Source organism: Fictibacillus sp. Mic-4 (assembly GCF_049843615.1).
Taxonomy (GTDB): Bacteria; Bacillota; Bacilli; order Bacillales; family Fictibacillaceae; genus Fictibacillus_A; species Fictibacillus_A gelatini.
On the sequence record NZ_JBBHZM010000018.1, the window covers coordinates 45,623 to 71,213 of the forward strand.

Genomic DNA, 25,591 nt, shown 5'->3' on the forward strand with positions numbered 1-25,591 from the left:
CTGAATTGGAGGCAACAACTGTGAAAAAAGGTATAATTATCGAAGTGGGGAAACGGCATCTCATTGTTTTGGCAGAAGGCGGCGAATTTCGTAAACTTAAGAAGAAAAAAAGATCATACACGGTTGGAACTTCTATTATCATTCCAATCCAAAAAGTTCGTTCACGTTTAATTGAAATGGTCCTAAACTAAAACCAGGGAGTACACCCTGGTTTTAGTTTAGTTCCTTCAGTTCGTCCTTTAAATATTGATTTCTCATTGTAATAAAATCCTCAATAAATTCTGGTTCTTCGTCAAACCAATCAAGGTCGCGGTGTTTAAACGGGTCTTTGATTACATGATCCCTTAACGATTCATACAATTCAGAAATGAAAGGCCGCATCGCATCAACAGTAAAATGTTCCTCCAACACCTCTTCCATAATTGTCTGATATTGTTTCCTGAATTCTTTCACATACAATAATCTTGACGTCATTGTATTGTACCCTTTTATCGGTACATAATCATATTCCATTATATCTCCATGTACATCTCTTCCCCATGTCGCGTCATAGTCCCACGGAAGAATATGGAACAGTCCGTTTTCTCTGTTTCGATATAATGCATAATTATGAATGAATCCATCGAAATTTTGTGTACAAACAACACCCGCAAGCCAACGCAAGTAATTATCCACATTGAACCACTCTTTAACTTTCGCGGGGAACTCTTCTTCAGAAGCATTCACAATCATTTCCATCAGTCCCTTTAACGCTTCAACATCTTCTTCCGTCCCATACTTTTGCTCATAACCCCATAATAACGATTCTTTTACCTTTTTCGTAGACGGGCTATACAATGAAAAGTTGGCGTTTTCATCTACCGCATAAAAAATCCCGCCGTCTGGAAGTCCTCTTTTTTCTAAAAACCGTTTATCTACTGAATCTAAATGCAAATAAATCCCTTGAAAAAACCCATTGATATAAAGCAGCACATGCTGTGAGGATGGCGCTATCGCGCCGATTCTTTCAAAAAAATCAAATGACAGCTTATTCCTCATAAAGGATGGATCATTGTATTCAGCGTTAAGATGAATTGCCCTTTCTCCAAAGAATGGTTGATTTTTAGTAAATAGGAGGTCATAAGACTTTTTTGGAAATGAAAAGATATGTGCTCCTCTTGTCATAATGAGTGTTTCAACCGAGTTTCCATTTACTTTTATATTTCCTTGAATAGGGTCTATTGCCCATTTTCCTGATTTAATTATTTTTGCTCCTTTAACAGGAACAGACACTTCATATACCGGCAATTTTTTTTCTGTCATGAACATCCTTCCTTTTGAAACTTTAGTTCCATTTCCGTCACTTCATTCGTCTATTTTTCAATGAATGTTTATTTGTCCAGTCCGTTTGCAAAACGGGTGCGTATGATAGATTGAGAAAAGGGGACACCAAAGGATTCTCTTTTCCAGATTATGTTTGAGGAGGATATTCTGTGAGTCATTTTTTCAATGATCCTTGTGAAAGAGAAAGCCGTACTAGCAGGAGCCGAAGAAGAACTTCCCGTTCAAGCTGTCGGAGAAGTTCTAGGAGAAGCTCTAGGAGAAGCTCTAGAAGAAGACGTACATCATCGTCTACATTAGTATGCTGGTGCAAGAGACGCAGCCGCAGGACAACTTCAGGATTTAGAAGAACGTCCAATGTTAGACAGACTTCCAGAGGTAGAAGAACAAGCCGGGTGAGACGTACTTCTAACTTTAAAAGAACAAGCTGCTTTAAACGTACTTCTAACTTTAGAAGAACAAGTAGAGTAAGAGGCACATTTGATAGAAGATTGTTTACTACTTGTAATAAGCGCCGTTCTTCTAACGTTTTTAAATGCACTTGTCGAAAACAACATCGTAAATTTTTTTAAATAAAATTCGGTAAGGAACTTCTTCCTTACCGAATTTCTTGTTTTTTAATAGCGAATGAAGTTTCTTTCTTTGCCGTTATGAGCATACTGTAAGTAATGTGTTATTTGAAAAGGCGGTCTAAGACTTGAGGCATTATTTATTTTTTTATTTAAAGCTTCCATTGATGATTCGGATCCTGATTATTATCGTTTTATTTATGATCAGTTTCGGGATTATTATTCATTTTATTGAACCAAAGACGTTCCCAAGCATTTTTGAAGGAATCTATTGGGCGGTAATTACAGCAGCAACAGTTGGTTATGGCGATTACGCACCAACGACAACCATTGGGCGATGGATGGCGATTTTGCTTGTATTATCAGGCGGGGCTTTTATCGTCTTTTTTTTCGGTCATGTTGCTTCCGTTACGTTTAAAAAACAAAATGAATGGAAGGAAGGAAAAGTGATGTTTACAAAGAAAGACCATTTAATTGTTGTCGGCTATAATGAACGTTCCAAAACAACTATTATGAAACTCGTAAATGAACAGCCTTCTCTTCCAATTGTTTTAGTTGATTTCTCATTAAATGAAAACCCATTACCCGATCGAAAGATACATTTTATAAAAGGCAATGCCACACATGATTCCGTTCTGGAGAAGGCGAATGTAAAACACGCAAAAATGATTTTAATTACTGCAGATGAAAATTTAAAAGAAGCCGATGCAGATATGCATACAGTGTTAAGCATTCTTATTGCCAAAGGATTAAATCCTAACATTTATGCGGTCGCTGAAATTTTAACCGAAGAACAAAAAATCAATTGCATTCGCGCCGGTGTTGACAAAATGATCGAGACAACCCGTCTTGCGAGCAAGACAATGGTCGACATCCTTAAAGGACACATTTAAATTGGCCGTTAAGGACGATCCGAATTGGCGAAGACAATTCAAAAAGCCCGAAGTGCAATCACTTCGGGCTTCTTTTTAATCGTTTTTCCAGCTCTTCTTTTTCTTTTTCAAAACCGGGTTTGCCTAAAAGGGCAAACATATTTTTCTTATACGCTTCCACACCCGGTTGGTCAAATGGGTTTACCCCTAAAAGATAGCCGCTGATCGCGCAAGCTTTTTCAAAGAAATAAACCATATAGCCAAAATGGTAAGCTGTCATTTCCGGCAATGTGACGACTAAATTCGGAACACCGCCATCCGTATGGGCAAGAAGCGTTCCTTCAAATGCCTTTTTATTGACAAAATCCATCGTTTTGCCCGCAAGAAAATTTAATTTATCGAGATTTTGCGGATCTTCTTCAATTGTTATTTCTCTTCGAGCTTTTTCTACATTAAGTACGGTTTCAAAAAGGTCACGTCGTCCTTCTTGAACATATTGGCCCATTGAGTGAAGGTCTGTTGAAAAATCAACGGACGCCGGGAAAATTCCTTTATGATCTTTCCCTTCGCTTTCACCAAATAATTGCTTCCACCATTCCGAGACATAATGCAAACCAGGTTCGTAGTTGACCATCAATTCGATCGTTTTTCCCTTGTTATAAAGGACATTTCGAACGGCCGCATATTGGTAAGCTTCATTTTCTGAAAGGGCTTCATTGTTGTAGTCCCTGCTAGCATCGGCTGCTCCTTGCATCATTTCTTCTATATTTACCCCACTGACGGCAATAGGCAACAGGCCAACTGCAGTGAGAACAGAATAGCGTCCCCCGACATCATCTGGAATGACAAACGTCTCATATCCTTCTTCATCAGCCAGTGTTTTTAATGCGCCTTTAGCCTTGTCCGTCGTAGCAAAAATTCGCTTTTTCGCCTCTTCTTTTCCGTACTTTTCCTCCATAAACGTTTTAAAAATACGGAAAGCAACCGCTGGCTCTGTCGTTGTCCCTGATTTTGAAATGACGTTAAGGGAGACATCTTTTCCGTCTAAAAGATCGAATAAATCTTTCACGTATGTAGATGAGATATTTTGGCCAGCAAAAATGATTTGTGGTGTTTGGCGATTTTCAAGCATATTGTAGAAGGAATGGTTCAACGCTTCAATCGCCGCTCTCGCACCTAAATAAGAGCCTCCAATACCAATTACAATGAGCACATCAGAATCGGATTTAATTTTTTCAGCGCATTTTTGAATGCGTGAAAATTCGCGCTTATCATAGTTCGCAGGAAGGTCGATCCATCCTAAAAAATCATTTCCCGCACCCGTTTTTTGATGCAAGCTAGCATGTGCTGCTTGAACTGCATCAGATAAATAAAACACCTCATGCTCGCTCATAAAAGAAAGTGCATTACTGTAGTCAAATCGCAGTTTATTCGACATGTATGCATGACCTCCAATATGTATTTTTTTCGCAAGAAGGTTCTTCACATCGTGAAGAACCTTCGAGCTAGATTCGCTTATTTCTTTAAGCGTTTATTTAATTGAGCTTGACGGTCTGTTGATTCTTTCAACCATTCCTTTAATTTGGCTTCTAATGTATTAAAGCCTTTTGAACTATCGTTTGCCGCAGCTGCTTTTTTAGCCGGGCGACGTTCTTTTTTAGGTCCTGGAGCCGGAGCTTCTTGTGTTTGGCGAATGGAAAGAGAAATCTTTTTGCCCTCTTCGTCAATCGATAAAACTTTTACTTTAACCGTATCCCCTACCTTAAGAACATCGTTAATATCTTTCACATAGCCATGTGAAATCTCAGAAATATGAACCAGCCCCTGGATTTCGTCATTTAAAGCAACAAATGCACCAAACGGTTTGATACCTGTTACTTTACCTTCTACAATACTGCCTACTTCAAAATTCATGAAAACACTCCTAACTATTTTTTAACTTATTAATTATAACATAAACACTTGAGAAAACAAAATGAGACAAATGGAGTGTTTTTCCCATTTAGAGAAATATACACAGATCTTCTAACATTATACGTTTGTAGCCATTGTTTTCTCTTGATCTTTGCTTAACCATTCCTCACCAAATGAATATACCTTTTCAATATTAATTTGGTGCCATAACATGAAGATTAATACGGTCCAAATTTTCCGGCTGTAGTCCCCTTTTCCTCTGCAATGGTCGTCTAGTAAACCAAGAATGATATTTTTATCAAGATAACGATCTGTTTCACTTGACTTAATGAGATTTACAGCCCAGTCATAAATTTCATTTTTTAACCAATGGCGAATCGGAACAGGGAAACCAAGTTTTCTGCGATAAAGCACGGAGTCAGGAACGATGCCCTTCATCGCTTCCCGAAGCGCATACTTCGTTGTTCCATTTGTCACAGTAATATCAGGATGAAGCTGCGACGCGACCTTAAACACTTCTTTATCGAGGAACGGTACGCGAAGCTCAAGTGAATGAGCCATCGTCATCTTATCGGCTTTGACAAGTATGTCGCCGCGCATCCACGTGTGTATATCAACATATTGCATTTTATGAACATCGTGAAGAATTTTCGCCTTTTCATAAAGCGGGCGTGTAACGTTCTGGTAATTAAATGCTTTATTATAGTTCTTTAGAAGCGTGCTCTTCTCTTCTTCGCTAAACATTTTGGCATTACCAATGTAACGTTCTTCAATGCTCATTGCACCACGTTCAAAGAAACTTTTCCCTTTCATTCCCTCAGGCATAATTTTAGCAAGAGATGCCAGTCCCTTTTTCAATCCATCAGGCATGTTTTTAAAATAACGAAGGGAATGTGGTTCGTTATAAATATTATATCCTCCAAACAATTCATCCGAACCTTCACCTGATAAGACAACGGTAACGTGTTTGCTTGCTTCACGGGCAACAAAATACAATGGCACAAGCGCCGGGTCGGCAACAGGGTCGTCCAAATGCCAGACAATCTTCGGCAATTCCTTAATGTATTCTTCTGGCTTTACAATATAATGAATGTTCTCCACATTGAGTTCTGCCGCTGTTTGTACAGCCACATCTATTTCACTGAATCCTTCTCGCTCAAATCCGACCGTAAACGTTTTTAATGCCGGATGTAATTCGCTCGCTAAAGCCACGATGGCACTTGAGTCAATCCCGCCCGACAAAAACGCGCCAACCGGCACATCAGATCGCATATGCATTTTAACGGAATCGCGCATTACGTTGCGAATGTCTTCAATTGCGTCGTTTAATGGAACAATTTTCGGATAAAAAGTCGGTTCCCAGTACGTTCTTATTTGCATCGCACCGCCGACTTTTTTTGTAAAATAGTGTCCCGGCTCCAATTTTTTAATATGTTTCGTCATCGTCATCGGTTCTGGAACAAACTGATAGGTTAAATAATGGTGAAGGCTTTCAACATCCACCTTTTGATCTTCAGTCGCAAGCACAATACTTTTCTTCTCAGATGCACAATAAAGAATTCCATCTTTTTCTAAATAAAAGAATGGTTTTATTCCAAATGGGTCGCGCGCCCCAAATAATTCTTGTTTTTCTTTGTCCCAAATGAGGAAGCCAAACATTCCGCGGAGCTCTTTAACCGCCGCTTCTCTTTTGTCTGCGTAAAGGGCAAGAATGACTTCAGTGTCAGAAGACGTTTTAAAGGTATACCCTTTTGCCTCTAATTCCTGGCGCAATTCGATATAGTTATATATTTCACCATTAAAAATAATCCAATAGCGATCATCTTCATAAGACAACGGTTGCTTTCCGCTTTCTAAGTCAATAATGCTTAAACGACGAAATCCGAAACGGACATGCTGATCTACAAAATGACCGGAATCATCAGGACCACGGTGTGTAATAATATTGGTCATGTTCTTTAATTGGTCTGTTTCCGGTTGTTCGATTGTCTCTGGCTTATCCAGCATATAACCGATAAAACCACACATAATTTACTGCCTCCTATTTACCTTTTCAATCGTGTCAATCTATTTCCTTTATGTCCTAATCATTAAAGTCAAAATCAACATATTTCATTATAACGTGTGTTGAGAGTGTTAACTACTATTTTCACTATAATTATATAAAAAACATTACGACTTGTATTTTTGCAGTAAAAGTGTGGTTAAATGGTCTAAACTAAATTTTCCGGTTTTAACGCTTTTTCCGCTTCCTCTTTTGTCACATAGCCTTTTTCGATTGCTACTTCCTTGACAGTCTTTCCTTCTCTGAAGCTTTCTTTCGCTACTTCTGCCGCTTTTTCATAACCGATATATGGGTTAAGGGCAGTTGCGATCGCACTGTTTTGTTCCAAAAGCCCTTTAATTCGTTCTTCATTCGCTTTAAGACCTTTTAAACATCGTTCAGTAAAGCCATTCATTCCATTCGATAAGATCGTAATTGATGAAAGAACGTTAAATGCAATTACTGGCATCATGACATTAATTTCAAGCTGGCTGCCGATTCCAGCTGTCGCCACGCACGCATCGTTTCCAATGACCTGGGCTGAGATCATATACACGTTTTCTAAAATAACCGGATTCACTTTTCCAGGCATAATGGACGACCCTGGTTGAACGGCTGGAAGCGTTAATTCAGCAATGCCTGTTCGCGGTCCGGAACTTAATAAGCGCAAGTCACTGGAGATTTTGATGAGATGAATCGCAAGCTCTTTTAAATGGCTGCTTATTTGAATGGCGGCTCCTGTATTTTGCATAAATGTAAAACGGTTAGAAGGCGGCGTAAATGGCAATCCTGTTCTTCTAGCAATTTCATTAATGGCGCGCCGTGCATAATCGGGATGGGCATTAATCCCCGTTCCAACCGCATTGCCACCCAGTCCAATTTCATATACAAAACTTTCTGCTTGCTTCAATGATGTCAAGACTTGTGAAAGCGTCCCGGCATATCCGCCAAACACACTTCCTAGACGCATCGGAACGGCATCTTGCAAGTGGGTTCTCCCGGATTTAATGATTCGATGAAACTGTTTTTCCTTCTCTTTTAATGCATCTATTGTTTTTTCGATAGAAGGATAAAGGGTGCGATGGAGCTCTTCGGCTATGGCTATGTTCATTGCGACATGGATCGTATCATTCGTCGATTGGGCCATATTGACATGGTCATTCGGATGAATGATGCTCCAATCTCCCTTTTCTCCTCCTAATAGCTCTACAGCCCGGCTTGCAATGACTTCGTTCGCATTCATATTTTGCGAAGTCCCTGCTCCTGCCTGGTACGCATCTACGACAAATTGGTCATGAAGCTTTCCATCTATGATTTCTTCAGCCGCTTGAATAATCGCGTCCGCCTTTTGTTTATCCAGAACTCCGCAATCTCTGTTGGCGACAGCTGCACTTGCTTTAATAATTGCTTGAGCGCGAATAAACGAACCTGGTAGGTGGAGTGAACTGATTTGGAAATTTTCAACGGCTCTCTGTGTTTGTGCCCCGTAATATGCATTTGCTGGAACTTTTACTTCACCAAGGGTGTCTTTTGCTATTCGATATTCGGACATATGCTACTCTCCTCTTTTCATTTTTAATGTCTTCTCCATTTTTCTTATTCCCTATTTTTAAAAATTATCATCCAAAAAAATATCCCCGCTTTATTCCGGGGATCTTGCATGCCTTTTATGTATGGAAATGACGGTCGCAGGAGGCTTGTTTACAAATCGGTGTTCCGTTCGAAACCCGGCCTTTTTCTGTTTTAAAAACGTAGCTTTTGAAATTGGCCGCGGTGTTGACCAGGCAATTGATTCGGGTTTTCTCCATGAGTCATGTGTAATAAGTTCGGTTTTATAATAATAACAATTGCCACTTATATACTCCTCACATATATAAAGTACAGTATGACGATTGTGCATTGCTTTCTCTCCAATTTTTTCTTTAGAATTCCATTTTTTTCTTTAGTATTCCATACAGGTAACGCAAGTATTCATAGGAAAGAGCTTGAGGTGCCAACTCAAGCCCTTCGCTTTATCTTGTCGTCCACCACCAGAATCCACAGACGACGAGAATAATAAATAAGATGACGGCAATTGCCCATCCAGCCCATGCAAACGCCCAGGTCCACCAGCTGCCTCCACCGCCATAGCCGTAACCATATCCATAGCCGCCATAGCCGCCATAACCGCCATAGCCAAATCCACCATAGGCCATTTTCTGCAACCTCCTTCTTACACTAAACATGCTTTCTCCATATTAAAATATGTAATGATGGGGAAATGCGGAATAGAGGCAAAAGCGGATTTTCAAGCAAAAGAGCCATTAGAATGGATGATCTAATGGCTCTTCTCCTTATGTGTTGATGTTTTTCCCGACAATGCCCGTCTTTCTGGCTGTACCTTCTTGCGATCCCTGTCATTTTCGTTTTCTCAAGCCCGGCTATAGTGGGATTATTGGTTACGTTAATTTTTTACAATACTTTGTCATTTCACTTCACTAGCTCAGTGGGTGCTATTGCTTACGATGCTTTGTCATTTTCGCCTCACTCATTCGGCTCAGTAGATGCTACTGCTTACGATGCCTAGTCATTTTCGCTTCGCGAGCTCAGCTCAGTGGGTGCTATTGCTTACGATGCTTTGTCATTTGCTGCCAAACGGAGCCTGCCGCTTCTTCACCGCTTTGAATTCGTTCGAGGGCAATTCTTACTTGAAGGCGAACCTCGAATTCCGGATCGTCTTTAGCCTGCTCTAATGCGGGCACTGCCGTTTCATCTCCAACTTCAAATAAGAAGCGGGCTGCACGCCAACGGACAAGTTTATTTTTATCTTCGAGCGCCTCGCACATAGCGGGGATGGCTTTTGGATTCCCGATATCCGATAAACAGTCGCCGGCTGTTCTTCGTACAGCAACGTTTTTATCTTTTAAAGCGACATAAAGCAACGGAAGTACTGCCTCATCTTCAATCATTCCAAGATAAACAACAGCCAATCTTCGAATCGATGGTTTCGGATCTTTTAATGCCTGTTTTAAAACCATAATGTCATCAACCGTCGGGTTCATTCTCTCAAGAGCGGCATATCGTGTTTGCCAATCTTCATTCTGCATTTTTTCCGCTACTTCACTCGTTGAGACCTCTTCATTAGGAGCGGCTTCTCCTTCATGCAGGGTAAATGCTTTCTCTACTAAATTCTGTAAGCGTTTTTCGTCATAAGCAGCAGAAATTTCATCCGCAACTTCTCTCCCTATTTGTTCCATTGTTCCGTAACGGACCCCTTGTTCTTCCCATTTCCTCTCCATTACGAGATTAGTTGACGCTTTCTGTGCTTCAAGAGCTGCCTTCATAAAGCGTTCCGGCAGACCGACGCGGACTTCTTCTTGTTCCGTCGTTAACTTGATTTGCATTGGCAAGCCTCTGAATTTTTGAATGAAAACCGTTATTTCTTCATACTCTTCTTTTTTCTCTTGCTTCGTTTCATCTTCTATTTTAATGGAGGAAGTTTCGCCAAACACCTTGCGGACTCCGGCCAGCACTTCTTCCCAATCTGCTTTTGGATGGCGGTCTAACGCAATGAAATCGGCCACATGGTAAATACTTTTCACACCATCAATTTCAAAGAGCCGTTTAATATAATCCGGTGCATCTGCTATCGTTTCTTTCGTATAGTTATACCTTTCCGTTCCAGGAAGTGTTTCATCAAGGTTTATTTTCATCGAATTCGGACTTGGGGTTGGTTCGATCGATTTAATTTTCATGCTTTCACTCCTTTTTCAAATAGTTGTTACTTGTGTCCAAAGAACGCAGCACCGCCCGAACAGGGCTTCCATCCGCACCTTCTAACGGAAGAGGAAGGGCAATTAGTTCATACACTCCTTCATCTATATGATCTAATATTATCCCTTCTAAAATAGAAATACCACTCTTATGCAAACTATGATGGGCCGAGAGCTCCTTACTGTCGAGCGGATCTACCGACGGGACGTCAACCCCAATCAACCGGACTCCTTTTTCCGCCAAATAAGGAGCAAGATCCGCCCTTAGTGGAGTTATTGCTTCAGGAAATGTTGACCGGTCGCACCACGAACCCGTCTTAAAAAGGAGACACGGGATCCCATTAAGATCAATATTCTCCATATCGCTTGCACCGATACTTTCTTTTCCTGTCATATCAACAATGAGTGCTTTTCCAACAAAAAGACCCGGATCAAGGTCGATCACCTTTTCTCCTTCATTCGTAAAATGAAACGGAGCATCAATGTGTGTGCCTAAATGAGTACTCATCATAATTTTACCTACATTTACAGATCCCGACTGTTCTTTCGTCCATGTTAATTCATACTGATAAGGAGTATCTCCGGGCCAACCTGGTGTTGAGCTTCTGAGTGGCTGAGAAATATCATAAAGCTTCATTCAATTCCCTCCATATGCAATTTACGTATCTTATTTATTCATTCTAATTTTCATAGTAATCAAAAAAGAATAATCTATCAAATGACGAATATTGACGGAAAATTCGAATGATCCCGCAACATATTTTGACAACTTATACAGTAAAGTGATTGTATACTTTTAGTTGTATTGACAATGATAACAACTTGCCCGTATGGACAACCCTCTAGCAAAAGGCAAACATGGCTGAAAAGCGTGGGCGCAAAATCACAGGTCTAAAGATTACATAATCTATGACGGCTGGTTTACCTAGAAATAAATGTTTAGGAGGGAAAGAATGACAGCTGTTTTAGAAGAACTAGATCAAGAATGGATCGATTTAATTTTAAAAGCGAAAGAAATGAATTTAAGCATTGAGGAAATTCGTTTATTCTTAAACAAACCTACTATAGAAGGGTAAAGCATTTCTTACAAAAGCGGACGTCTTAGTGACGTTCGCTTTTTAACCGAATTTCTCTGTTTACAGCATTGCCGATATACCTGTATAATAACTATATTAATTTTAGTAAAAAAGAGGGATTGTCATGATTGGTGAGCTAGTAAAAAAGTACCGCGAAGAAAAAGGCCTTTCCCTTTCAGCATTGGCAGATAAAGCAGGTATCGCCAAATCATACCTCAGTTCCCTGGAGCGCAACATTCAAACCAACCCTTCTGTTCAATTGCTTGAAAAATTATCAAAGGTACTTGAAATACCTGTAGAAAATTTACTCAATAAAAAAAAGTCAATTACCACAAGCGAACTTGACGCTGAATGGGCCGAACTTGTAAAAGAAGCAATGAACTCTGGAGTAAGCAAAGAACAATTTAAAGAATTTTTAGAGTTCAATAAATGGAAAAATCAACATAATTAAGCCGATGTTCGACATCGGCTTTAGTTATTTATCCTCTTCTTTCCCACGCTTAATTGAGCTTTTTTGTTTTGGCTCTGTTTCGAGAACTTTCTTTTTATCAGAGCCAGTCGAGGCATCCTCTTTTTTTGGTACACTTTTTTGTTCTTTACTATCAGATTCGTCAGCTGGTTGTAATACATCCTCTTGCTTATGAAACCTACCGGACTGTGGTATCATCTTTTCTTTCTTTTTTTCAACGGTCGCCAAAAGTTTTTCCTTATCAAGCGGAACATAGATCATTTCATCAATATAGTGATTAAAACCTACTAATTTATAACGAACTTCAACTGCTTTGCATGAAACCTTTCGATCGATATTCGCTTTTAATGCGGCCCCAGGAGCTAATGTTTTATGTTGATTTTCAAATGTTATCGGAATGGGCATATGAGAAATATTTTTAATTGATAATTTTTGCCTGATCGAACAACTTCTATTATATGAAACGTCGCCTTTCTCAATCAATAATAAGTCATTGGTTGTCGCATTCCTCAGCTCGCCGCTCGCTTTCGTTTCTGAATGGAACCAGGCATACGTATTTGATTTATTTGCGATCATAGACAGGCAAAATATCATAGCTGGAATGCCGATTGCAATCACACGTTTTATCATGCGCATCCTCCCTTGATGGAATGAAGGCAGCCGAAGAAGCCCGGCTGCCTTTTCATTTCTGTCTATTTGCTTTCATACTGTGATCCACCGTCTGTTTGTTTCGCCTGTACGTTTAAGTTTGCAGTATATTTCGCACCTTGATAATCATTTCCTGCACTTTCATCAAGCTTGAAACCAAACGTCAGATCTATATACTCATCAGATTTTATTCTCCAGAATTTCCCGTTTGTACCATCGCCAAGAACCCAGTCCTTGCTTGACGTTGCTCTCAATCCTCTCTCATCATTTCCACTAACTATACCTGTTACAGCATACACACCCGGCGCAAGTTCCTCACCTTGTTCGTTTGCCGCCAGACTTTTCGCTTCATTCGTCGTTCCTTCAAATAGATTTTTAAGCTTTTGTTTTGCAGCTTGAAACGTATCTCCATTTGGTTTCTTCTTATATTTTAATGCAATGTAACCCACTTTGTACTTGCCGATTGGAACATTTTTATCCAGGGATTGATTTAAAGTCACTTTTAAGTGCGTATTCAGGCTGCCCGTATTGTCAATCGTAAGCCAATCACCAAACTTTAATTGAGAGGGAGCGAAGTTTTCTCCCGAAATGACTTTTTCAGTAATGTCTTGTCCATGATTGATCGATAATGTTCCATTTGTAATTTCACCTGATGCTTTTGTTTCCGAAGTAAACCATGAGTATGTACCAAAACCCGCCGATACAACTAACACACCAGCTAAAGTAGTCCCTAATAGTGCTTTTTTTGCCTTGTTCATTGATTTAAATCCTCCTTTTTAATGAATGGCATTTTTAATAAAACGGATTTCTCGAATACAAAGATTAGCCTTTAACTTCTGCTTCAGCATGGTCACTTTTTAAACCTTTAGATAAACGGTCATATACCTCAAGACAAATGTAACCCGCAAAAGGAATAAGAATGAGAAGTATAAAACCAATAGGACCGCTGACAAACTTTGCGATTAAACCGGCTTTTGGTATCTTAAAGGCTAAATCTCCAACAAGTTGATTCTCTGAAACGATACGGGAATCTTTCACATTGTTGTTGTCCCCTTTTGTGACAAAGCCCCGTTTTCCATGTTTATTGACTATTTTGACAACTCTATGTGTGATCATTTTTTTTGTCGGTGTTTCTTTAAATGTAATCACATCATTTACTTTTACTTCTAATGGTTCAACCTTTTTTATAAAGACCATGTCACCCGCTTTTATGTATGGGTGCATACTGTTCGTTAAAACAGTTAACGGGCTGTATCCAAAAAAGGATGGTACTTTCTCAGGATGTTTATTCGATTGAAATGTGACATACAGTAAAAAAACAATAATGGCTAGAACTGCTCCAAGTAAGCTAAAAGATAATGCTTTCGAAATGAATTTCAGCATTCATCTCCCTCATTTCTAAATTGGCTCTAACTTCACACCTGATTATTCTTTATTAAGAACAATACATTGTCATTATATATTGTTTCCAGTCGATCAAAAACCTTTAAATTCAATAGATTTCGTTCATTTTAGTGAACAAATCTAGCAAATACTTCATCTATCTTCCAATTTCTTAAATTATTGTTATTTAAATAGAACATTTCATTCTTATCAAAGTTCGTGAAATATGCTAATAGACCCGGGTTAAAAGAACTATGCAAGTTACAGTTGCTAAAAATGAAATAATATTTTTCTAAAATAAAGAAAAAAGAATGACAAACAAATAAGCCGTTTAAGCGGCTTATTTTAAATCGTACGATCAATAATAGGCAATATAGGATGAAATTCATATAGGTGATAGGGAATTTTTTGATTTTTTCTTTTTCGTTGAAGCTCGTTTATTTTTTCTTTTGTATAATCAAATGGCCCTATTCCTTTGAATTCATCATTTATGTATAATTCACAGCGATTTTTTTCCTGATAGATGATTTTAACGACTCGGCATCCGAGAAAACTAATATAGATGCCGTTATCCATTCTAATCATTTTCCACCTCATCCCTGCTTTTATCTTTAAGCCCTTCAAGTTTCTCCTTCCTTTTAAGAAGATAATCGATTTGTTCTTTTTAATGAACTAATTGTACATATTATAAACTAGTTTATCTGTACTATTAAATCCTAATTTATATTATTTTGTTCTTTTATAAGAACAAGAGACCCTGTTTTCTTCCATTTTCTTTAATTTTCACAAAATATCGTTTTTAATAACGAACACTTTGCTCGTTTTAAAGAATCCATATTGCAACGAAAAACTTTTATATGCAGAAAATTGTTGAAATAACTAGAAAATGCTCTAGTATGGAGATAGGGGGACAAATGACCATGAAAAAAATCATTTTATTAGCCGCTACTTTCTTGCTTCTTATTGGCATCCTCACGGCATTTAGTTTAAAAGAGTATAAGAATAATAGAAAAGCAAGCCTCGCAAGTGCGGAGGCAAAAAAGAAGCCTGAAGAAGAAAATAAGGGAAGCATACAACCTGTAAAAGAGCCGGCTTCCCCTCCGAAACCGGTTATTTCCACCGTAACGTTAGCAGCAGTCGGTGATATTTTGATTCACGATAGAGTGTATTATAAAGCCCGTCAACCAGACGGGACTTATAATTTTAATCCAATGTTCCGATTCGTGAAGCCGTATCTTGCCAAATCAGACATTACGATCGCTAACCAGGAAACGATGATCGGCGGAAAGCTGCTTGGGCTTTCATCCTATCCTAGCTTTAATTCTCCATATGAAATTGGAGATGCGTTAAAAGACAATGGCGTTGACCTTGTAACACTTGCGAACAATCATACATTGGACCGGGGCGAAAAGGTCATTCAAAGTGCCATTCGCCATTGGAATAAAATTGGCATGCCTTATACCGGCTCCTTTCAATCGAAGAAGGATCAAGACCGTATCCGCATACTCAAAAAAAACGGCATTTTCTTTTCGTTCTTAAGTTACACGTATGGAACCAACGGGATTACAGTTCCAAGAGAAAAATCGTATCTCGTTAATTTGATCGATTTGAAGCAGATTCAGCAGGATATTAGAGCAGCAAAACAGTTATCTGATGTAGTTGTCGTAAGCCTTCATTTTGGCCTGGAATATGAACGGATGCCGAATAAAGAACAGAAGCGGATCGTTCAAGAAACCGCCAATAGCGGTGCGGACATTATCATTGGCTCCCACCCGCACGTTCTTCAACCGGTAGCATGGGTAAAACGAAAAGATGGGCAACGAACGTTTGTCGCTTATTCCCTTGGGAACTTTCTATCCGGCCAGCGTTGGGACTATAAAGATATTGGCGGTATTGTAAGAATTGAAGTGAAGAAAACAGTGATCGGAAATAAAGAAAAGATAAAGCTCCAGCACCCGGCGTTTCTTCCAACGTGGGTGAACCGCAATTACGAAATATTGCCGATTAAACAACTGAAAGACAAGAAATCTACATACGAAGAAATAAAAAAACATATGAACCAATGGACGCCTGAGCTTTCCTTTCAATTTTAAAAGAACTGCCATCATCGGCAGTTCTTTTATTTTTCCTTTGAACGCGGACTTTGTGTATCCCTTTTCGGTATTTCAGCATCCGCAAATGACTTATCCGTTATATCCATACCATCCATGCTTTCCGTCGGCGTGAAATTGTTGTTCCGTGCGGCATCTCTTGGCTGCTTTCGTTTACCCATTAATTTTCCTCCTTACTTTCGAGTTCTCTTATAGGATGTTTAAAAATAACTTACATGATACAATAAATATTTTACTTCAAGAAATTCTTAATCGAATAAAGGCCTTATAAAAGCATGGAAATCTTCATGCTTTTTTGCATGTTTATAAACGATATACAAATACTAGTAATGGACGTATTTTTCACTACATAGGGAGAGCACATAAATGATTAAAATTATCAGGAATTTTTTTCTGACATTCGCCTGTATTCTTTTATTCAGTTTTCACCCACTTCATGCATGGGCAAAGACGAATCGTTTTTATTATGAAAAAAAGGGAGAGGTCATCTGGGAGGTACCCACTAAGGAAAAACTTGTTGCGATTACCTTTGATGACGGTCCACACCCTGTTTATACCCCGCAAATCTTAGACGTGTTAAAGCAGTATCATGCAAGAGCGACCTTTTTCTTAGTCGGGACTCGCATGACATGGTATCCGAATATCGTGAAACGGGAAGTAAGAGAAGGCCATGAACTTGGCAACCATACATTCACCCATTCCTTTTACAATAAAGTTTCCCATAAGAAATTTTTGGACGAATTGCATAAAACGGATAAATTAATTAGCCGATATCAGAAGAAAAAGGTCAAACTGTTTCGTTCTCCTGGAGGCACACTTACAAAAGAAATTATTAACAGTTCTAAAGATGAAGGGTACAAAGTGATTCAATGGTCATGGCACCAGGATCCAAAAGATTGGTCGAATCCCGGGGTAAAATCGATTGTTAACCATGTCATCAATAATGTGCATAATGGTGATATTATTTTAATGCATGACTCCGGCGGCAGGCGGCAACAAACAGTGGAAGCGTTGAAGGAAATTTTGCCGGAACTTAAAAAACGGGGGTACCGATTTATTACGGTTTCCGAATTGCTTGAGGTAAGTCCAAAGTATAAAAATTTGTTTGAAAACGAATGGTATCACCGGATTAATTTATAGAAACCGTACACTTATGTTTAACGTGTACGGTTTTTTTGTGAATTAGCTAAAGGTTCGGGCAAGCGTTGACAATGTCCTTACCATTACGCCTGTCGCTCCCTTCGGCCCTAATGGCGTGGATTTTGAACTGTATGATGTTCCCGCAATATCGAGGTGAATCCATGGCGTATTTCCGGCAAATTCACCGACAAACAATCCGCCCGTAATTGCATGTCCGAGCCGTCCTGTCGAATTATTTAAATCAGCCACATCACTCGTTTTTAGCATGTCTTTAAACGGTTTGAAGCTCGGCAACAACCAGACAAGTTCCCCTTCAGATTTTGCGGACGCCTCCACTTTTTTATAAAACGCCTCATTGTTGGTCATGACTCCTGTCGTACAATCGCCAAGAGCTACGACAACACCGCCTGTTAAAGTGGCAACATCAACGATAAAGTTAGCTCCTTGTTCTTTTGCATACGTAATGGCATCTCCTAAAATCAAACGCCCTTCCGCATCAGTATTTCGAACTTCGACCGTTTTTCCACTTAATGAAGTGAAAACATCGCCCGGTTTCATCGCCGACCCATTAATTAAGTTTTCACAAGTGGGAATGACAAACATCATGTTTGCTTCAGGCTTTAATTTGCCGACGACTTCCATTGCCCCTATAACGGCGGCGCTTCCTCCCATATCCCCTTTCATTTCATGCATATTTTGCGCAGGCTTAATCGAATATCCTCCTGAATCAAACGTAACCCCTTTACCGACAAAACAGAGGACATTTTCCCACGTCTCTCTTCCTTTATATTTCACGGTAATGAGTTTCGGTTTTTCCGATGATCCTTTGCTTACGGCAAGCAATAGCCCCATTCCAAGCCGTTCCAAGTCTTCTTGCTCTAGCACTTCATATTCCATATTGTATTTTTGAGCGACTTCAATCGCCTCTTGCGCGATATGTGAGGGTGTCATTAAATTCCCGGGTGTATTGACAAGATCGCGAGCTTTGTTAATCCCCAGTCCGTAAGCGAGGCCACTCGCGAGTCCATTTTCAAGCCCACCTTTATTGCTGTATATATTTATGGAAGTAATTTTTCTTTCTCGTTCGTTTGATTTTTCTTTATAATCATCGAATTTGTAGCTTGCTGTAATGACTGACTCCGCTAATGCGTGCGCTAATTTTTCAAGCGGTATTTGGCTGCATTCAAATGTATCAAGCAAAACGCCAACTGATTCTCTTTTTTCCCGAGATAGCTCCTGAACCGCTTTGCCGAAGCAATCCCGAATGCTTTCATACGTGATGTTATCTTTTTTACCAAGGCCGACAAAATAAAGGCGTTTTGCCCCCATTATTCCAAACGTATGTATTTTCGTAACCGCTTTCACTTTTGTTGATATATCACCTTCACGAATTAATTCGGCAATATGCCCTTTCAATGTTTGATCAATTTCATTCAATTTTGGACTATACTCTTTTTCTGACGGTAATCCAATGACTAACACTTCATCTTGCTGCTGGATGGTCCAATTTTGCTTAATTGTAAACATAGTTCTTCCCCCCTCTATTTTATTATACATACCACTCAAGAAGATTACGATTATTGCGATTCATCATTTAATAGTAAAATAAGATTCGGCAAAGCAGGCAATGTTGATTTTAGTTCATACGGTACGCAGTCAATATCGGTTGGCATTTGCTCTATACAAGCCTCGATAAAGCGATTGACTTCCTCTAAATCAATCCCCCAATAAAAAGGGCGATAATTTTGTAAATAGCGATAGGCTGCATTCATCATAAGCCGCGCACCTTTTACATTCCCGTATTCATAATGATAGATGGCAACGGTCATTTGCAGCAATCCTTTTATAAAGTAATTTCCTTTATCGGTCATCCATATTTCTTCTAATAAATCATGACACGTATAATAATCCCCTTCGTTGAATTTAATAAAGAATTCATAGTACTCTTCCGGATAAAATGAGGTCCCCATATCATCCCTTCCTCCCTTTGTTCTCATTTTAACAAAGATGTTGGCTTATACTTTCGATAAACGGTATGATAATAGAAGAAATTCGAATGAAGGGGTGATTGGGATCCGAATTATATCTATATGCCCAAGCAATACCGAACTTGCCGCTTACCTTAACCTGACAACGGAGCTTGTCGGTATCGATGATTATTCTGACTGGCCAGACAGCATTCAGCATCTTCCGCGGCTTGGCCCTGACTTATCGATCAACATGGATCTTGTTGAAGAACTCAGTCCCGATCTCGTGCTTGCTTCGCTAAGTGTTCCCGGTATGGAAAAAAACGTTGAAGAGCTTGAAAAACGAGGGATTCCCCATGTTGTTTATCAACCGAATACCCTTCAGGAAATCGCTGATAACTTACTTGATCTCGGGAAACGAACAGGGAAGGTAGAAGAGGCTAAAGCGTATGTTGCAAAATATAAAGCTACGCTTGATGCTTACAAACAATTTACATCGACGATAAAAAAACGAAAAAAATTGTATTGGGAATGGTGGCCGAAGCCAGTTTTTACACCGGGGAAATTCAACTGGTTAACCGAAATTTCGAGGCTTGCCGGCGGAATCAATATTTTTGAAGATGTTGAATTAGCCAGTGTCCAAACATCATGGGAAGACGTTCTTACGCGCCAACCCGATGAAATTTGCCTTGCCTGGGTTGGGGTACGAACGACAAAAGTAAAGCCGGAAGCCGTACATAAACGCCCGGGATGGCCATCACTTGAGGCAGTAAAGGAAAATAAAATACATGTTTTAGAGGAAGCTTTATTTTGCCGACCTTCTCCCCGGCTTTTAGAAGGACTTGAAAAACTCACTTGCCTTTTATGGGGAGACGCACCGAAAGGCTTCAAGCGATAAATGCTTGAAGCCTCAACTTCATTATACATTTAATATAATTGCTGCCGAAAAACTTGCATCGATTTATCTTCATTCATTCTTTTTAAATCTTGCTCGGTTAATTTTCCTTTTCCTTTTTCAATAATATAGACGGTAACAGTTTTCTTCCCCCATTTACGGTAAACATCCTTCACCGTATTATAATAGAGGTCAATTTTATGGCCTTTAATGGCCGAACCTGTGTCAGCGACGACACCGAAACCATAATTTGGAATCCATAAAACGGTCCCAATCGGAAAAATTCTCGTATCTGCCGCAATAGTAGAAAATAAGTCACGCTTGACCCGAACGCCAGATTTTGTAATGCCGTAAGCTGGATGATGCTTCGTTTTTCCTGTCGATTCCACACCGGCGGTATATCCTGTCGCCGTAACCTTTACTGAAGGATACTTTGACCAATCAATTGGTTTTGCTTGAGCTGAAGTTTGAAGGATCCCTTGTGAATGTATCGTCTTCCACCACTCACGAATGTCTTCAACTTTTACTCCTGAAATCGCTTGAAATGTCGTCACAAGTGCTCCTATAAGGAGAAGCGTCATTATCAATCTTCTGCAAATGGATTTTAGCAGTAACAAGTTTGCACTTCACTCCTCTCTTCTCTATTTTTTTCCTGAGTAAGAGAAAAATATGCAAATTTCTTGAGAGGAGAAAAATAAAAAAAGAACCTTTCTTTATGTCAAAGAAGGTTCTAGAACATTTGATAGCCCCGTACACGAAGCATTCGGATCGCTATTCCCGAAAGAATCGCTCCAATCATACCGCTAATCAAAATCACGCCATCGACGACGGTAATATCGGAGATTCGGTGGACCAAAAGATTGAAACTATATGCCGGCTCAGTAAAATATTGATAAAATTTAACTTTATCTATGATCATAATCACAATAATCGGATAAATAAATGCCATAATCCAAGTTTGCCGCAGGAGCATATTTAATAAAAAACCAATTCCAAAAAATAAGACCATAAAAAGAAGAATAGAAATGATCACCTGTGGTAAATTCACGTATGTACACCCCCTATAATCACTGTTAAGTTTACTGGGAATTCAAACAAAAATCAAGCATGCCACAAATCAGGCACGCTTGATTGAACCGCAATTATTTCTATTTCTTTTATTTATTTTTTCCGCTTCCGCCACATTCAGCACACGTTTCAGAACCGCCTAAAAGCAATTGGAAGTATCCTTTTCCGCCGCAATACGGGCACTTTTCTTGTGCTTGTTTCGTCGCTGATTGTTTCATAAGATGCACTCCCTTATTTGAATTTTCTGATAATATATCAAAAATTTTTGAAGTTGGAAAGGCACCATTTGGGCGATAATCCCCCATGTAAGCGGAAACATTACAAGTTATCGTATGTTTTTGTGAATTTTCTTACTTTTCTAACGGATATCAAAAATTTTATATGCCGTATAGCCAAATTGTTTTCCCGGGTTGATGGTTTCATTTTCAAACGGAACTAAGCTTTTGTCTTGCAGAAAATAATGGACCATCATCGAAGTTTGCGGATCCGTTTTTAGTTCATCAAATGTAAGGAATTTGACTTCTTCAATTTCGTTTTCGGCCGCCCTTAATTCTCCTTCAATCGCCTCTAATTGAAAAACAATCATATTGTCACTGATTTCATTGTTTATTACACCCGTTCGAATTCCAACCACACCAACGGTTTTGCATACTATTCCTGTTTCCTCAAACACTTCCCGAATGGCCGCCTGATCAACGGTTTCTCCTGGTTCAACAAAACCAGCCGGAATAGACCACTTACCTTTTAATCCGCCATAGCTTTTTTTTACAACGAGACATTTGCCATCTTGAATAACAAGACCTGCTGCTGCCAGCCATACTTTCCCCCGGTTTTTCCTTTCCATTGAACTCTCTCTCCTTGCATTTAAAAACAAAGGAACAGAAGATTGCCTCTGTTCCTTTATTACTTAAATAAGTTTAACTTTCCTTTTTTAAGAACCATTGGTATTCCGCCAATTAAATAGAGCCAGCGGTTATCAATGACTTTTTTCATTGCAGCTGCGGTTGATCCGAATAATTTTTTGTTTCCGACAACCCCAATTGCTTCTCCTCTACCTAATGAAGCAACTGTACCTTTATTATGATAATGAAACTCTTCAAGAGATCCGCCCGCAATTAAAGCTTTCAAGTTTTTAGCAACCGTATATGCTTGCTGCATCGCTATTTGGGCAGTAGGCGGATAGGGACGATTAATCTCTTCATTAATAATCAGAGCACAATCACCGATCACAAAAATGTAGTCATATCCAGGCATACGAAGGTCTTTTTCAACTTTTACACGGCCGCGCATCGTTTCAAATCCAGCGTCTTCAATTAAATGGTTGCCACGGACGCCACCCGTCCAAACGATCGTAGCGGCTTTAATGTCTTCTCCATTTCCAAGCAGCACGCCGCCTTCGTAACATTCCTTAATAGGTACCCCGACAAGGAATTCGATGCCTCGGCGTTCTAAATTGTACATCGCATACTCCACAAGTTCCACATCAAATCCCGGCAAAACAGTTGGAGCCGCTTCAACATTTACTACACGGACTTTCTCACGCGGAACATCATACTCTTTGCATAGTTCAGGAATGCGATCAGCCAATTCACCGACAAACTCAATACCTGTAAATCCTGCACCCCCGACGACAATCGTTACTAATTGATCACGATTTTCCTTCGTATTATTATATAAAGAGAAACAATATTCAATGTGTTCACGAATCTGGCGAACCGAATTGATGCTGCGAATACCGAACGCATGCTCTTTTAAGCCCGGGATGCCAAATGTTTCAGGATCCGAACCAAGGCCAATAACAAGATAATCGTAAGTTAATTCACCTTTATTTTCAAGGATGACCACTTTTTCATCTTTCTTTATCTCTTTCACAGTATCCTGGACAAAATGAATCTTGTTCGTATCAATAATATCCTCAATTGGAATGCGTGTTTTGTCGTGATGTAATGTACCTGCCGCATTTTCATGAAGCCATGTCGTTTGATAGTGATAATTATGTTTGTTTACTAATATTACATTTGCTTGATTTAAGCTTAGCTCTTTCTGCAAGCGGATGGCTGTCATGATTCCGCCATATCCCGCACCAAGGATGACTATAGTCGGCTTACTCATACAATCACTTCCCGTTCATTTTTATTTAGTTTGACCCGCTCTCGTTAGAACTATTATCCCGAAAAGTTTGTGATAAATTTCACGTAGTAGCATAAAAGAATAGACAATTCTCAAATTGCCATAAATATACCTATTTATATCCATATTCATCTTAATTCTTTTTGTTTGTTTTTTCAACCACTTTATAGATGTGTCAATTTTCTGTCACTTCGTTTTCTTGCCGCTTTGCCTGCCCTGTTAATTCTTTTTTTCACCCGGATTGTAAGCTATAATAAAAACGTGAAGTTATACTATTGGGGGTGGAAGAATGTCGGAACAAGAATTGTTTGATATTACAATAATCGGCGGTGGACCGACCGGTTTATTTGCTGCATTTTACGGCGGAATGCGCCAGATGAAAGTAAAAATCATCGAGAGCATGCCACAATTAGGAGGACAGCTTGCTGCTTTATATCCCGAAAAGTACATATATGATGTAGCAGGTTTCCCGAAGGTGCTTGCGCAAGATTTAGTGAACAACTTAAAAGAGCAGGCGAATCAATTTAATCCAACTATTGTTTTAGAAGAATCCGTACAAAATGTAGAAAAAAAAGGGGAACATTTTGTACTGACTACTGACCAGGCTATTCACCATTCAAAAGCCGTTCTTATAACAGCCGGAGTCGGAGCTTTTCAACCGCGACGTTTAGAGCTTGACGGTGTCCGGCAATATGAAGGAAAAAATCTTCATTATTTTGTCAATGACTTGCAAGCTTTCAGGGATAAACAAGTTCTTGTATGCGGCGGCGGCGATTCTGCTGTTGACTGGGCTTTAATGCTCGAACCTATTGCCAGCAAAGTAACGCTGACGCATCGACGTGACAAGTTCCGCGCCCATGAGCATAGCGTCGAACAGCTTATGAATTCGAAGATTGAAATAAAAACACCTTACCAAATTAAAGAGATTGTCGGTAACGGGGAAAAAATAACGGCCGTCACGCTTGAGACGGAAGGCACAACAGAAACCCTTTATGTCGATGCCGTTATCGTCAATTACGGTTTTGTCTCCTCACTTGGACCGATTAAAACGTGGGGTCTTGAAATCGTGAAAAACTCGATTGTCGTTAATTCAAAGATGGAAACGAATATTCCTGGAATTTATGCTGCGGGCGATGTTTGCACATACGATGGAAAAGTGAAATTAATTGCCTCCGGATTTGGAGAAGCACCTACTGCCATTAATAATGCAAAAACGTATATTGATCCTTCAGCGAAAACACAGCCACAGCATAGCACAAGCATGTTTTAAAAAACAAAATGGCTTCACAACTTTAGTAAAAAATCGGTCAATTGCCGATTCCTGTTATTTAAAATAAAGAGCCTTTCCTTCGGGATTGGCTCTTTGTTAAAATTAGGAGGTATTCTATGAACCGTCAACCAACGGAAGAAGAAATGCATGTTGCCGAATTGCTGCAAGACTTGCAGCGTCATTTAGGCCACCTACATTATACCGATGAATCCTTTCTTGAAAATGTTCAAACTCATTTGCCGAAAATGAAAAAAGTGCTGGATGAAATCGAGAATTATCTTAAGGAATAATTTCCAGTTACAAAAAGAAAAACGATATAGTATACTAAAAACAACGGACAAGCGCCGTTAACTATTGAATGTTTATCCAGTGCCGGCACACTGGATTTTTACATACGGCCAAATTGAAAATAAGCCCGGCATTTACCGGGCTTATTTTATTGTTTCTTTCCAAGCTGAGCTTTAGCCATTTTGACCATTTCGCTCACCATATTTCCGCCAATAGGGCCGCCGATCTTCCCGGCTTCTTTCGCAGTTAAATTCCCGTTGTAATCCTTATCCAGCGGCACGCCTACTTCTTTTGCCACCTCGTATTTCACATGTTCAGGATGATCCGGATCCACAGTATACCCTTGCTTCGCCATGACTTTTGCTTTCAAGCGATCCAATCCTTCTCTCGCTTCAGGGACAAGTATACGCCGATTTCGATTACGTCTTCCCATTTTCATAACCTCCCTTACGCTTAATGTATCCATTTTTACAGGAAAAACAAAATTGCTTCTCAATTTTGTTTGGAGGAGAAACGGGGTTTGAGTGAATAGTGATTCCGGCAAGACGAAATCGGGACCCCGAACGAGAAAATTGTCCTTGAGATGGATTCTATCGGACAGATTTTCGTCTCCTGCCCTCATTTTTGTCCTTGAGACGGGTTCTATCCTGAAAATAAATTATGGTCCGTGCAGGA

Annotated in this window: 32 protein-coding genes and 1 riboswitch; of the genes, 10 read left to right on the plus strand and 22 right to left on the minus strand. The window is 39.5% G+C overall.

Going from position 1 to position 25,591, the window contains the following annotated elements:
• The first annotated feature begins 20 nt into the window (after positions 1–20).
• Positions 21–191, plus strand: a complete 171-nt coding sequence (locus WD019_RS12760; RefSeq protein ID WP_425711736.1) for an anti-sigma factor domain-containing protein — start codon at positions 21–23, stop codon at positions 189–191.
• A gap of 22 nt (positions 192–213) precedes the next feature.
• Here WD019_RS12760 and WD019_RS12765 read toward each other — a convergent pair whose 3' ends face one another.
• A complete protein-coding gene (locus WD019_RS12765; protein WP_425711737.1) occupies positions 214–1,302 on the minus strand; it encodes a CotH kinase family protein in 1,089 nt (362 codons plus the stop codon).
• 186 nt (positions 1,303–1,488) lie between these two features.
• Between WD019_RS12765 and WD019_RS12770 the strand changes: the two genes are divergently transcribed.
• Positions 1,489–1,620, plus strand: coding sequence for a hypothetical protein (locus tag WD019_RS12770; protein WP_425711738.1), 132 nt, complete (start codon positions 1,489–1,491; stop codon positions 1,618–1,620).
• 397 nt (positions 1,621–2,017) lie between these two features.
• The gene (locus WD019_RS12775; RefSeq protein ID WP_425711739.1) at positions 2,018–2,782 is read left to right on the plus strand and encodes a potassium channel family protein; all 765 of its coding nucleotides are present in this window, start codon (positions 2,018–2,020) and stop codon (positions 2,780–2,782) included.
• Positions 2,783–2,840: 58 nt separating this feature from the next.
• On the opposite strand, the gene WD019_RS12780 is transcribed toward WD019_RS12775, so the two are convergent.
• The 8 genes from WD019_RS12780 to kynB all read right to left on the minus strand — a co-directional run bounded on the left by WD019_RS12780 (position 2,841) and on the right by kynB (position 11,108).
• The gene (locus tag WD019_RS12780) at positions 2,841–4,199 is read right to left on the minus strand and encodes a glucose-6-phosphate isomerase (RefSeq protein WP_026676690.1); all 1,359 of its coding nucleotides are present in this window, start codon (positions 4,197–4,199) and stop codon (positions 2,841–2,843) included.
• A 77-nt stretch (positions 4,200–4,276) separates the two neighbouring features.
• Complete coding sequence (gene yugI / locus WD019_RS12785) at positions 4,277–4,675, minus strand: S1 domain-containing post-transcriptional regulator GSP13 (RefSeq protein ID WP_425711740.1); 399 nt, start codon at positions 4,673–4,675, stop codon at positions 4,277–4,279.
• Positions 4,676–4,792: 117 nt separating this feature from the next.
• Positions 4,793–6,703 carry an asparagine synthase (glutamine-hydrolyzing) gene (asnB, locus tag WD019_RS12790; protein ID WP_425711741.1) on the minus strand — a complete coding sequence of 637 codons (1,911 nt, stop codon included), beginning with the start codon at positions 6,701–6,703 and terminating at the stop codon, positions 4,793–4,795.
• 185 nt (positions 6,704–6,888) lie between these two features.
• The gene (locus WD019_RS12795; RefSeq protein ID WP_425711742.1) at positions 6,889–8,271 is read right to left on the minus strand and encodes a class II fumarate hydratase; all 1,383 of its coding nucleotides are present in this window, start codon (positions 8,269–8,271) and stop codon (positions 6,889–6,891) included.
• Between the two features lie 90 nt (positions 8,272–8,361).
• A complete protein-coding gene (locus tag WD019_RS12800; protein ID WP_026676694.1) occupies positions 8,362–8,619 on the minus strand; it encodes a hypothetical protein in 258 nt (85 codons plus the stop codon).
• Positions 8,620–8,731: 112 nt separating this feature from the next.
• Positions 8,732–8,914 (minus strand): hypothetical protein, encoded by a 183-nt coding sequence (locus WD019_RS12805; RefSeq protein ID WP_026676695.1) that lies wholly within the window; start codon positions 8,912–8,914, stop codon positions 8,732–8,734.
• A 405-nt stretch (positions 8,915–9,319) separates the two neighbouring features.
• Positions 9,320–10,453 (minus strand): conserved virulence factor C family protein, encoded by a 1,134-nt coding sequence (locus WD019_RS12810; protein ID WP_425711743.1) that lies wholly within the window; start codon positions 10,451–10,453, stop codon positions 9,320–9,322.
• Between the two features lie 4 nt (positions 10,454–10,457).
• On the minus strand, positions 10,458–11,108 hold the full coding sequence (kynB, locus tag WD019_RS12815) for an arylformamidase (RefSeq protein WP_425711744.1): 651 nt from the start codon (positions 11,106–11,108) through the stop codon (positions 10,458–10,460).
• A 204-nt stretch (positions 11,109–11,312) separates the two neighbouring features.
• Positions 11,313–11,400: riboswitch (cyclic di-GMP riboswitch) on the plus strand.
• A 24-nt stretch (positions 11,401–11,424) separates the two neighbouring features.
• Between kynB and WD019_RS12820 the strand changes: the two genes are divergently transcribed.
• A complete protein-coding gene (locus WD019_RS12820; RefSeq protein ID WP_154657900.1) occupies positions 11,425–11,547 on the plus strand; it encodes an anti-repressor SinI family protein in 123 nt (40 codons plus the stop codon).
• Positions 11,548–11,671: 124 nt separating this feature from the next.
• Positions 11,672–11,998, plus strand: coding sequence for a helix-turn-helix domain-containing protein (locus tag WD019_RS12825; protein WP_026676698.1), 327 nt, complete (start codon positions 11,672–11,674; stop codon positions 11,996–11,998).
• Between the two features lie 24 nt (positions 11,999–12,022).
• Here WD019_RS12825 and WD019_RS12830 read toward each other — a convergent pair whose 3' ends face one another.
• The 4 genes from WD019_RS12830 to WD019_RS12845 form a co-directional block, all read right to left on the minus strand.
• Positions 12,023–12,646: a hypothetical protein gene (locus WD019_RS12830; protein WP_425711745.1), complete on the minus strand. Its 624-nt coding sequence runs from the start codon at positions 12,644–12,646 to the stop codon at positions 12,023–12,025.
• Between the two features lie 62 nt (positions 12,647–12,708).
• Positions 12,709–13,422, minus strand: a complete 714-nt coding sequence (locus WD019_RS12835) for a hypothetical protein (protein ID WP_425711746.1) — start codon at positions 13,420–13,422, stop codon at positions 12,709–12,711.
• A 64-nt stretch (positions 13,423–13,486) separates the two neighbouring features.
• Positions 13,487–14,047: a signal peptidase I gene (locus tag WD019_RS12840; RefSeq protein ID WP_425711747.1), complete on the minus strand. Its 561-nt coding sequence runs from the start codon at positions 14,045–14,047 to the stop codon at positions 13,487–13,489.
• Between the two features lie 345 nt (positions 14,048–14,392).
• Positions 14,393–14,671 carry a hypothetical protein gene (locus tag WD019_RS12845; RefSeq protein ID WP_425711748.1) on the minus strand — a complete coding sequence of 93 codons (279 nt, stop codon included), beginning with the start codon at positions 14,669–14,671 and terminating at the stop codon, positions 14,393–14,395.
• Between the two features lie 296 nt (positions 14,672–14,967).
• On the opposite strand from WD019_RS12845, the gene WD019_RS12850 reads away from it, so the two are divergent.
• A complete protein-coding gene (locus WD019_RS12850) occupies positions 14,968–16,140 on the plus strand; it encodes a CapA family protein (RefSeq protein WP_425711749.1) in 1,173 nt (390 codons plus the stop codon).
• A 26-nt stretch (positions 16,141–16,166) separates the two neighbouring features.
• Here WD019_RS12850 and WD019_RS12855 read toward each other — a convergent pair whose 3' ends face one another.
• Entirely contained in the window at positions 16,167–16,319 is a 153-nt protein-coding gene (locus tag WD019_RS12855) for a hypothetical protein (protein WP_154657901.1), read from the minus strand.
• Between the two features lie 205 nt (positions 16,320–16,524).
• Here WD019_RS12855 and WD019_RS12860 point away from each other — a divergent pair, with 205 nt between their 5' ends.
• Positions 16,525–17,298: a polysaccharide deacetylase family protein gene (locus tag WD019_RS12860; protein ID WP_425711750.1), complete on the plus strand. Its 774-nt coding sequence runs from the start codon at positions 16,525–16,527 to the stop codon at positions 17,296–17,298.
• A 42-nt stretch (positions 17,299–17,340) separates the two neighbouring features.
• On the opposite strand, the gene WD019_RS12865 is transcribed toward WD019_RS12860, so the two are convergent.
• Together WD019_RS12865 and WD019_RS12870 are read right to left on the minus strand one after the other, a co-directional pair.
• Entirely contained in the window at positions 17,341–18,825 is a 1,485-nt protein-coding gene (locus WD019_RS12865; RefSeq protein WP_425711751.1) for a leucyl aminopeptidase, read from the minus strand.
• 50 nt (positions 18,826–18,875) lie between these two features.
• Positions 18,876–19,268: a DUF309 domain-containing protein gene (locus WD019_RS12870; protein ID WP_026676705.1), complete on the minus strand. Its 393-nt coding sequence runs from the start codon at positions 19,266–19,268 to the stop codon at positions 18,876–18,878.
• 103 nt (positions 19,269–19,371) lie between these two features.
• Between WD019_RS12870 and WD019_RS12875 the strand changes: the two genes are divergently transcribed.
• The gene (locus tag WD019_RS12875; RefSeq protein ID WP_425711757.1) at positions 19,372–20,163 is read left to right on the plus strand and encodes a cobalamin-binding protein; all 792 of its coding nucleotides are present in this window, start codon (positions 19,372–19,374) and stop codon (positions 20,161–20,163) included.
• Positions 20,164–20,192: 29 nt separating this feature from the next.
• Here WD019_RS12875 and WD019_RS12880 read toward each other — a convergent pair whose 3' ends face one another.
• The 5 genes from WD019_RS12880 to WD019_RS12900 form a co-directional block, all read right to left on the minus strand.
• Entirely contained in the window at positions 20,193–20,777 is a 585-nt protein-coding gene (locus WD019_RS12880) for a 3D domain-containing protein (protein ID WP_425711752.1), read from the minus strand.
• Positions 20,778–20,890: 113 nt separating this feature from the next.
• Positions 20,891–21,208, minus strand: coding sequence for a YuiB family protein (locus WD019_RS12885; RefSeq protein ID WP_026676708.1), 318 nt, complete (start codon positions 21,206–21,208; stop codon positions 20,891–20,893).
• Between the two features lie 109 nt (positions 21,209–21,317).
• A complete protein-coding gene (locus WD019_RS12890; RefSeq protein ID WP_161627195.1) occupies positions 21,318–21,446 on the minus strand; it encodes a YuiA family protein in 129 nt (42 codons plus the stop codon).
• A gap of 140 nt (positions 21,447–21,586) precedes the next feature.
• Positions 21,587–22,072, minus strand: a complete 486-nt coding sequence (locus WD019_RS12895) for an NUDIX hydrolase (protein ID WP_026676709.1) — start codon at positions 22,070–22,072, stop codon at positions 21,587–21,589.
• Positions 22,073–22,131: 59 nt separating this feature from the next.
• Positions 22,132–23,340: an NAD(P)/FAD-dependent oxidoreductase gene (locus WD019_RS12900; RefSeq protein ID WP_425711753.1), complete on the minus strand. Its 1,209-nt coding sequence runs from the start codon at positions 23,338–23,340 to the stop codon at positions 22,132–22,134.
• Between the two features lie 307 nt (positions 23,341–23,647).
• Here WD019_RS12900 and WD019_RS12905 point away from each other — a divergent pair, with 307 nt between their 5' ends.
• Positions 23,648–24,628: an NAD(P)/FAD-dependent oxidoreductase gene (locus tag WD019_RS12905; RefSeq protein ID WP_026676711.1), complete on the plus strand. Its 981-nt coding sequence runs from the start codon at positions 23,648–23,650 to the stop codon at positions 24,626–24,628.
• Positions 24,629–24,744: 116 nt separating this feature from the next.
• Complete coding sequence (locus WD019_RS12910) at positions 24,745–24,918, plus strand: hypothetical protein (RefSeq protein ID WP_425711754.1); 174 nt, start codon at positions 24,745–24,747, stop codon at positions 24,916–24,918.
• 146 nt (positions 24,919–25,064) lie between these two features.
• Here the strand turns inward: WD019_RS12910 and WD019_RS12915 are convergent, their stop codons facing one another.
• Positions 25,065–25,349 (minus strand): small, acid-soluble spore protein, alpha/beta type, encoded by a 285-nt coding sequence (locus tag WD019_RS12915; RefSeq protein WP_425711755.1) that lies wholly within the window; start codon positions 25,347–25,349, stop codon positions 25,065–25,067.
• Positions 25,350–25,591: the final 242 nt, after the last annotated feature.

Bases quoted from the DNA above. Each gene is read 5' to 3' on its own strand.
- WD019_RS12765 (WP_425711737.1), bottom strand. From the start codon at position 1,302: ATGACAGAAAAAAAATTGCCGGTATATGAAGTGTCTGTTCCTGTTAAA.
- WD019_RS12770 (WP_425711738.1), top strand. From the start codon at position 1,489: ATGATCCTTGTGAAAGAGAAAGCCGTACTAGCAGGAGCCGAAGAAGAA.
- WD019_RS12780 (WP_026676690.1), bottom strand. From the start codon at position 4,199: ATGTCGAATAAACTGCGATTTGACTACAGTAATGCACTTTCTTTTATG.
- yugI (WP_425711740.1), bottom strand. From the start codon at position 4,675: ATGAATTTTGAAGTAGGCAGTATTGTAGAAGGTAAAGTAACAGGTATC.
- asnB (WP_425711741.1), bottom strand. From the start codon at position 6,703: ATGTGTGGTTTTATCGGTTATATGCTGGATAAGCCAGAGACAATCGAA.
- WD019_RS12795 (WP_425711742.1), bottom strand. From the start codon at position 8,271: ATGTCCGAATATCGAATAGCAAAAGACACCCTTGGTGAAGTAAAAGTT.
- WD019_RS12800 (WP_026676694.1), bottom strand. From the start codon at position 8,619: ATGCACAATCGTCATACTGTACTTTATATATGTGAGGAGTATATAAGT.
- WD019_RS12805 (WP_026676695.1), bottom strand. From the start codon at position 8,914: ATGGCCTATGGTGGATTTGGCTATGGCGGTTATGGCGGCTATGGCGGC.
- WD019_RS12810 (WP_425711743.1), bottom strand. From the start codon at position 10,453: ATGAAAATTAAATCGATCGAACCAACCCCAAGTCCGAATTCGATGAAA.
- kynB (WP_425711744.1), bottom strand. From the start codon at position 11,108: ATGAAGCTTTATGATATTTCTCAGCCACTCAGAAGCTCAACACCAGGT.
- WD019_RS12820 (WP_154657900.1), top strand. From the start codon at position 11,425: ATGACAGCTGTTTTAGAAGAACTAGATCAAGAATGGATCGATTTAATT.
- WD019_RS12825 (WP_026676698.1), top strand. From the start codon at position 11,672: ATGATTGGTGAGCTAGTAAAAAAGTACCGCGAAGAAAAAGGCCTTTCC.
- WD019_RS12830 (WP_425711745.1), bottom strand. From the start codon at position 12,646: ATGATAAAACGTGTGATTGCAATCGGCATTCCAGCTATGATATTTTGC.
- WD019_RS12835 (WP_425711746.1), bottom strand. From the start codon at position 13,422: ATGAACAAGGCAAAAAAAGCACTATTAGGGACTACTTTAGCTGGTGTG.
- WD019_RS12840 (WP_425711747.1), bottom strand. From the start codon at position 14,047: ATGCTGAAATTCATTTCGAAAGCATTATCTTTTAGCTTACTTGGAGCA.
- WD019_RS12850 (WP_425711749.1), top strand. From the start codon at position 14,968: ATGAAAAAAATCATTTTATTAGCCGCTACTTTCTTGCTTCTTATTGGC.
- WD019_RS12855 (WP_154657901.1), bottom strand. From the start codon at position 16,319: ATGGGTAAACGAAAGCAGCCAAGAGATGCCGCACGGAACAACAATTTC.
- WD019_RS12860 (WP_425711750.1), top strand. From the start codon at position 16,525: ATGATTAAAATTATCAGGAATTTTTTTCTGACATTCGCCTGTATTCTT.
- WD019_RS12865 (WP_425711751.1), bottom strand. From the start codon at position 18,825: ATGTTTACAATTAAGCAAAATTGGACCATCCAGCAGCAAGATGAAGTG.
- WD019_RS12870 (WP_026676705.1), bottom strand. From the start codon at position 19,268: ATGGGGACCTCATTTTATCCGGAAGAGTACTATGAATTCTTTATTAAA.
- WD019_RS12890 (WP_161627195.1), bottom strand. From the start codon at position 21,446: ATGAAACAATCAGCGACGAAACAAGCACAAGAAAAGTGCCCGTATTGC.
- WD019_RS12895 (WP_026676709.1), bottom strand. From the start codon at position 22,072: ATGGAAAGGAAAAACCGGGGGAAAGTATGGCTGGCAGCAGCAGGTCTT.
- WD019_RS12900 (WP_425711753.1), bottom strand. From the start codon at position 23,340: ATGAGTAAGCCGACTATAGTCATCCTTGGTGCGGGATATGGCGGAATC.
- WD019_RS12905 (WP_026676711.1), top strand. From the start codon at position 23,648: ATGTCGGAACAAGAATTGTTTGATATTACAATAATCGGCGGTGGACCG.
- WD019_RS12910 (WP_425711754.1), top strand. From the start codon at position 24,745: ATGAACCGTCAACCAACGGAAGAAGAAATGCATGTTGCCGAATTGCTG.
- WD019_RS12915 (WP_425711755.1), bottom strand. From the start codon at position 25,349: ATGGGAAGACGTAATCGAAATCGGCGTATACTTGTCCCTGAAGCGAGA.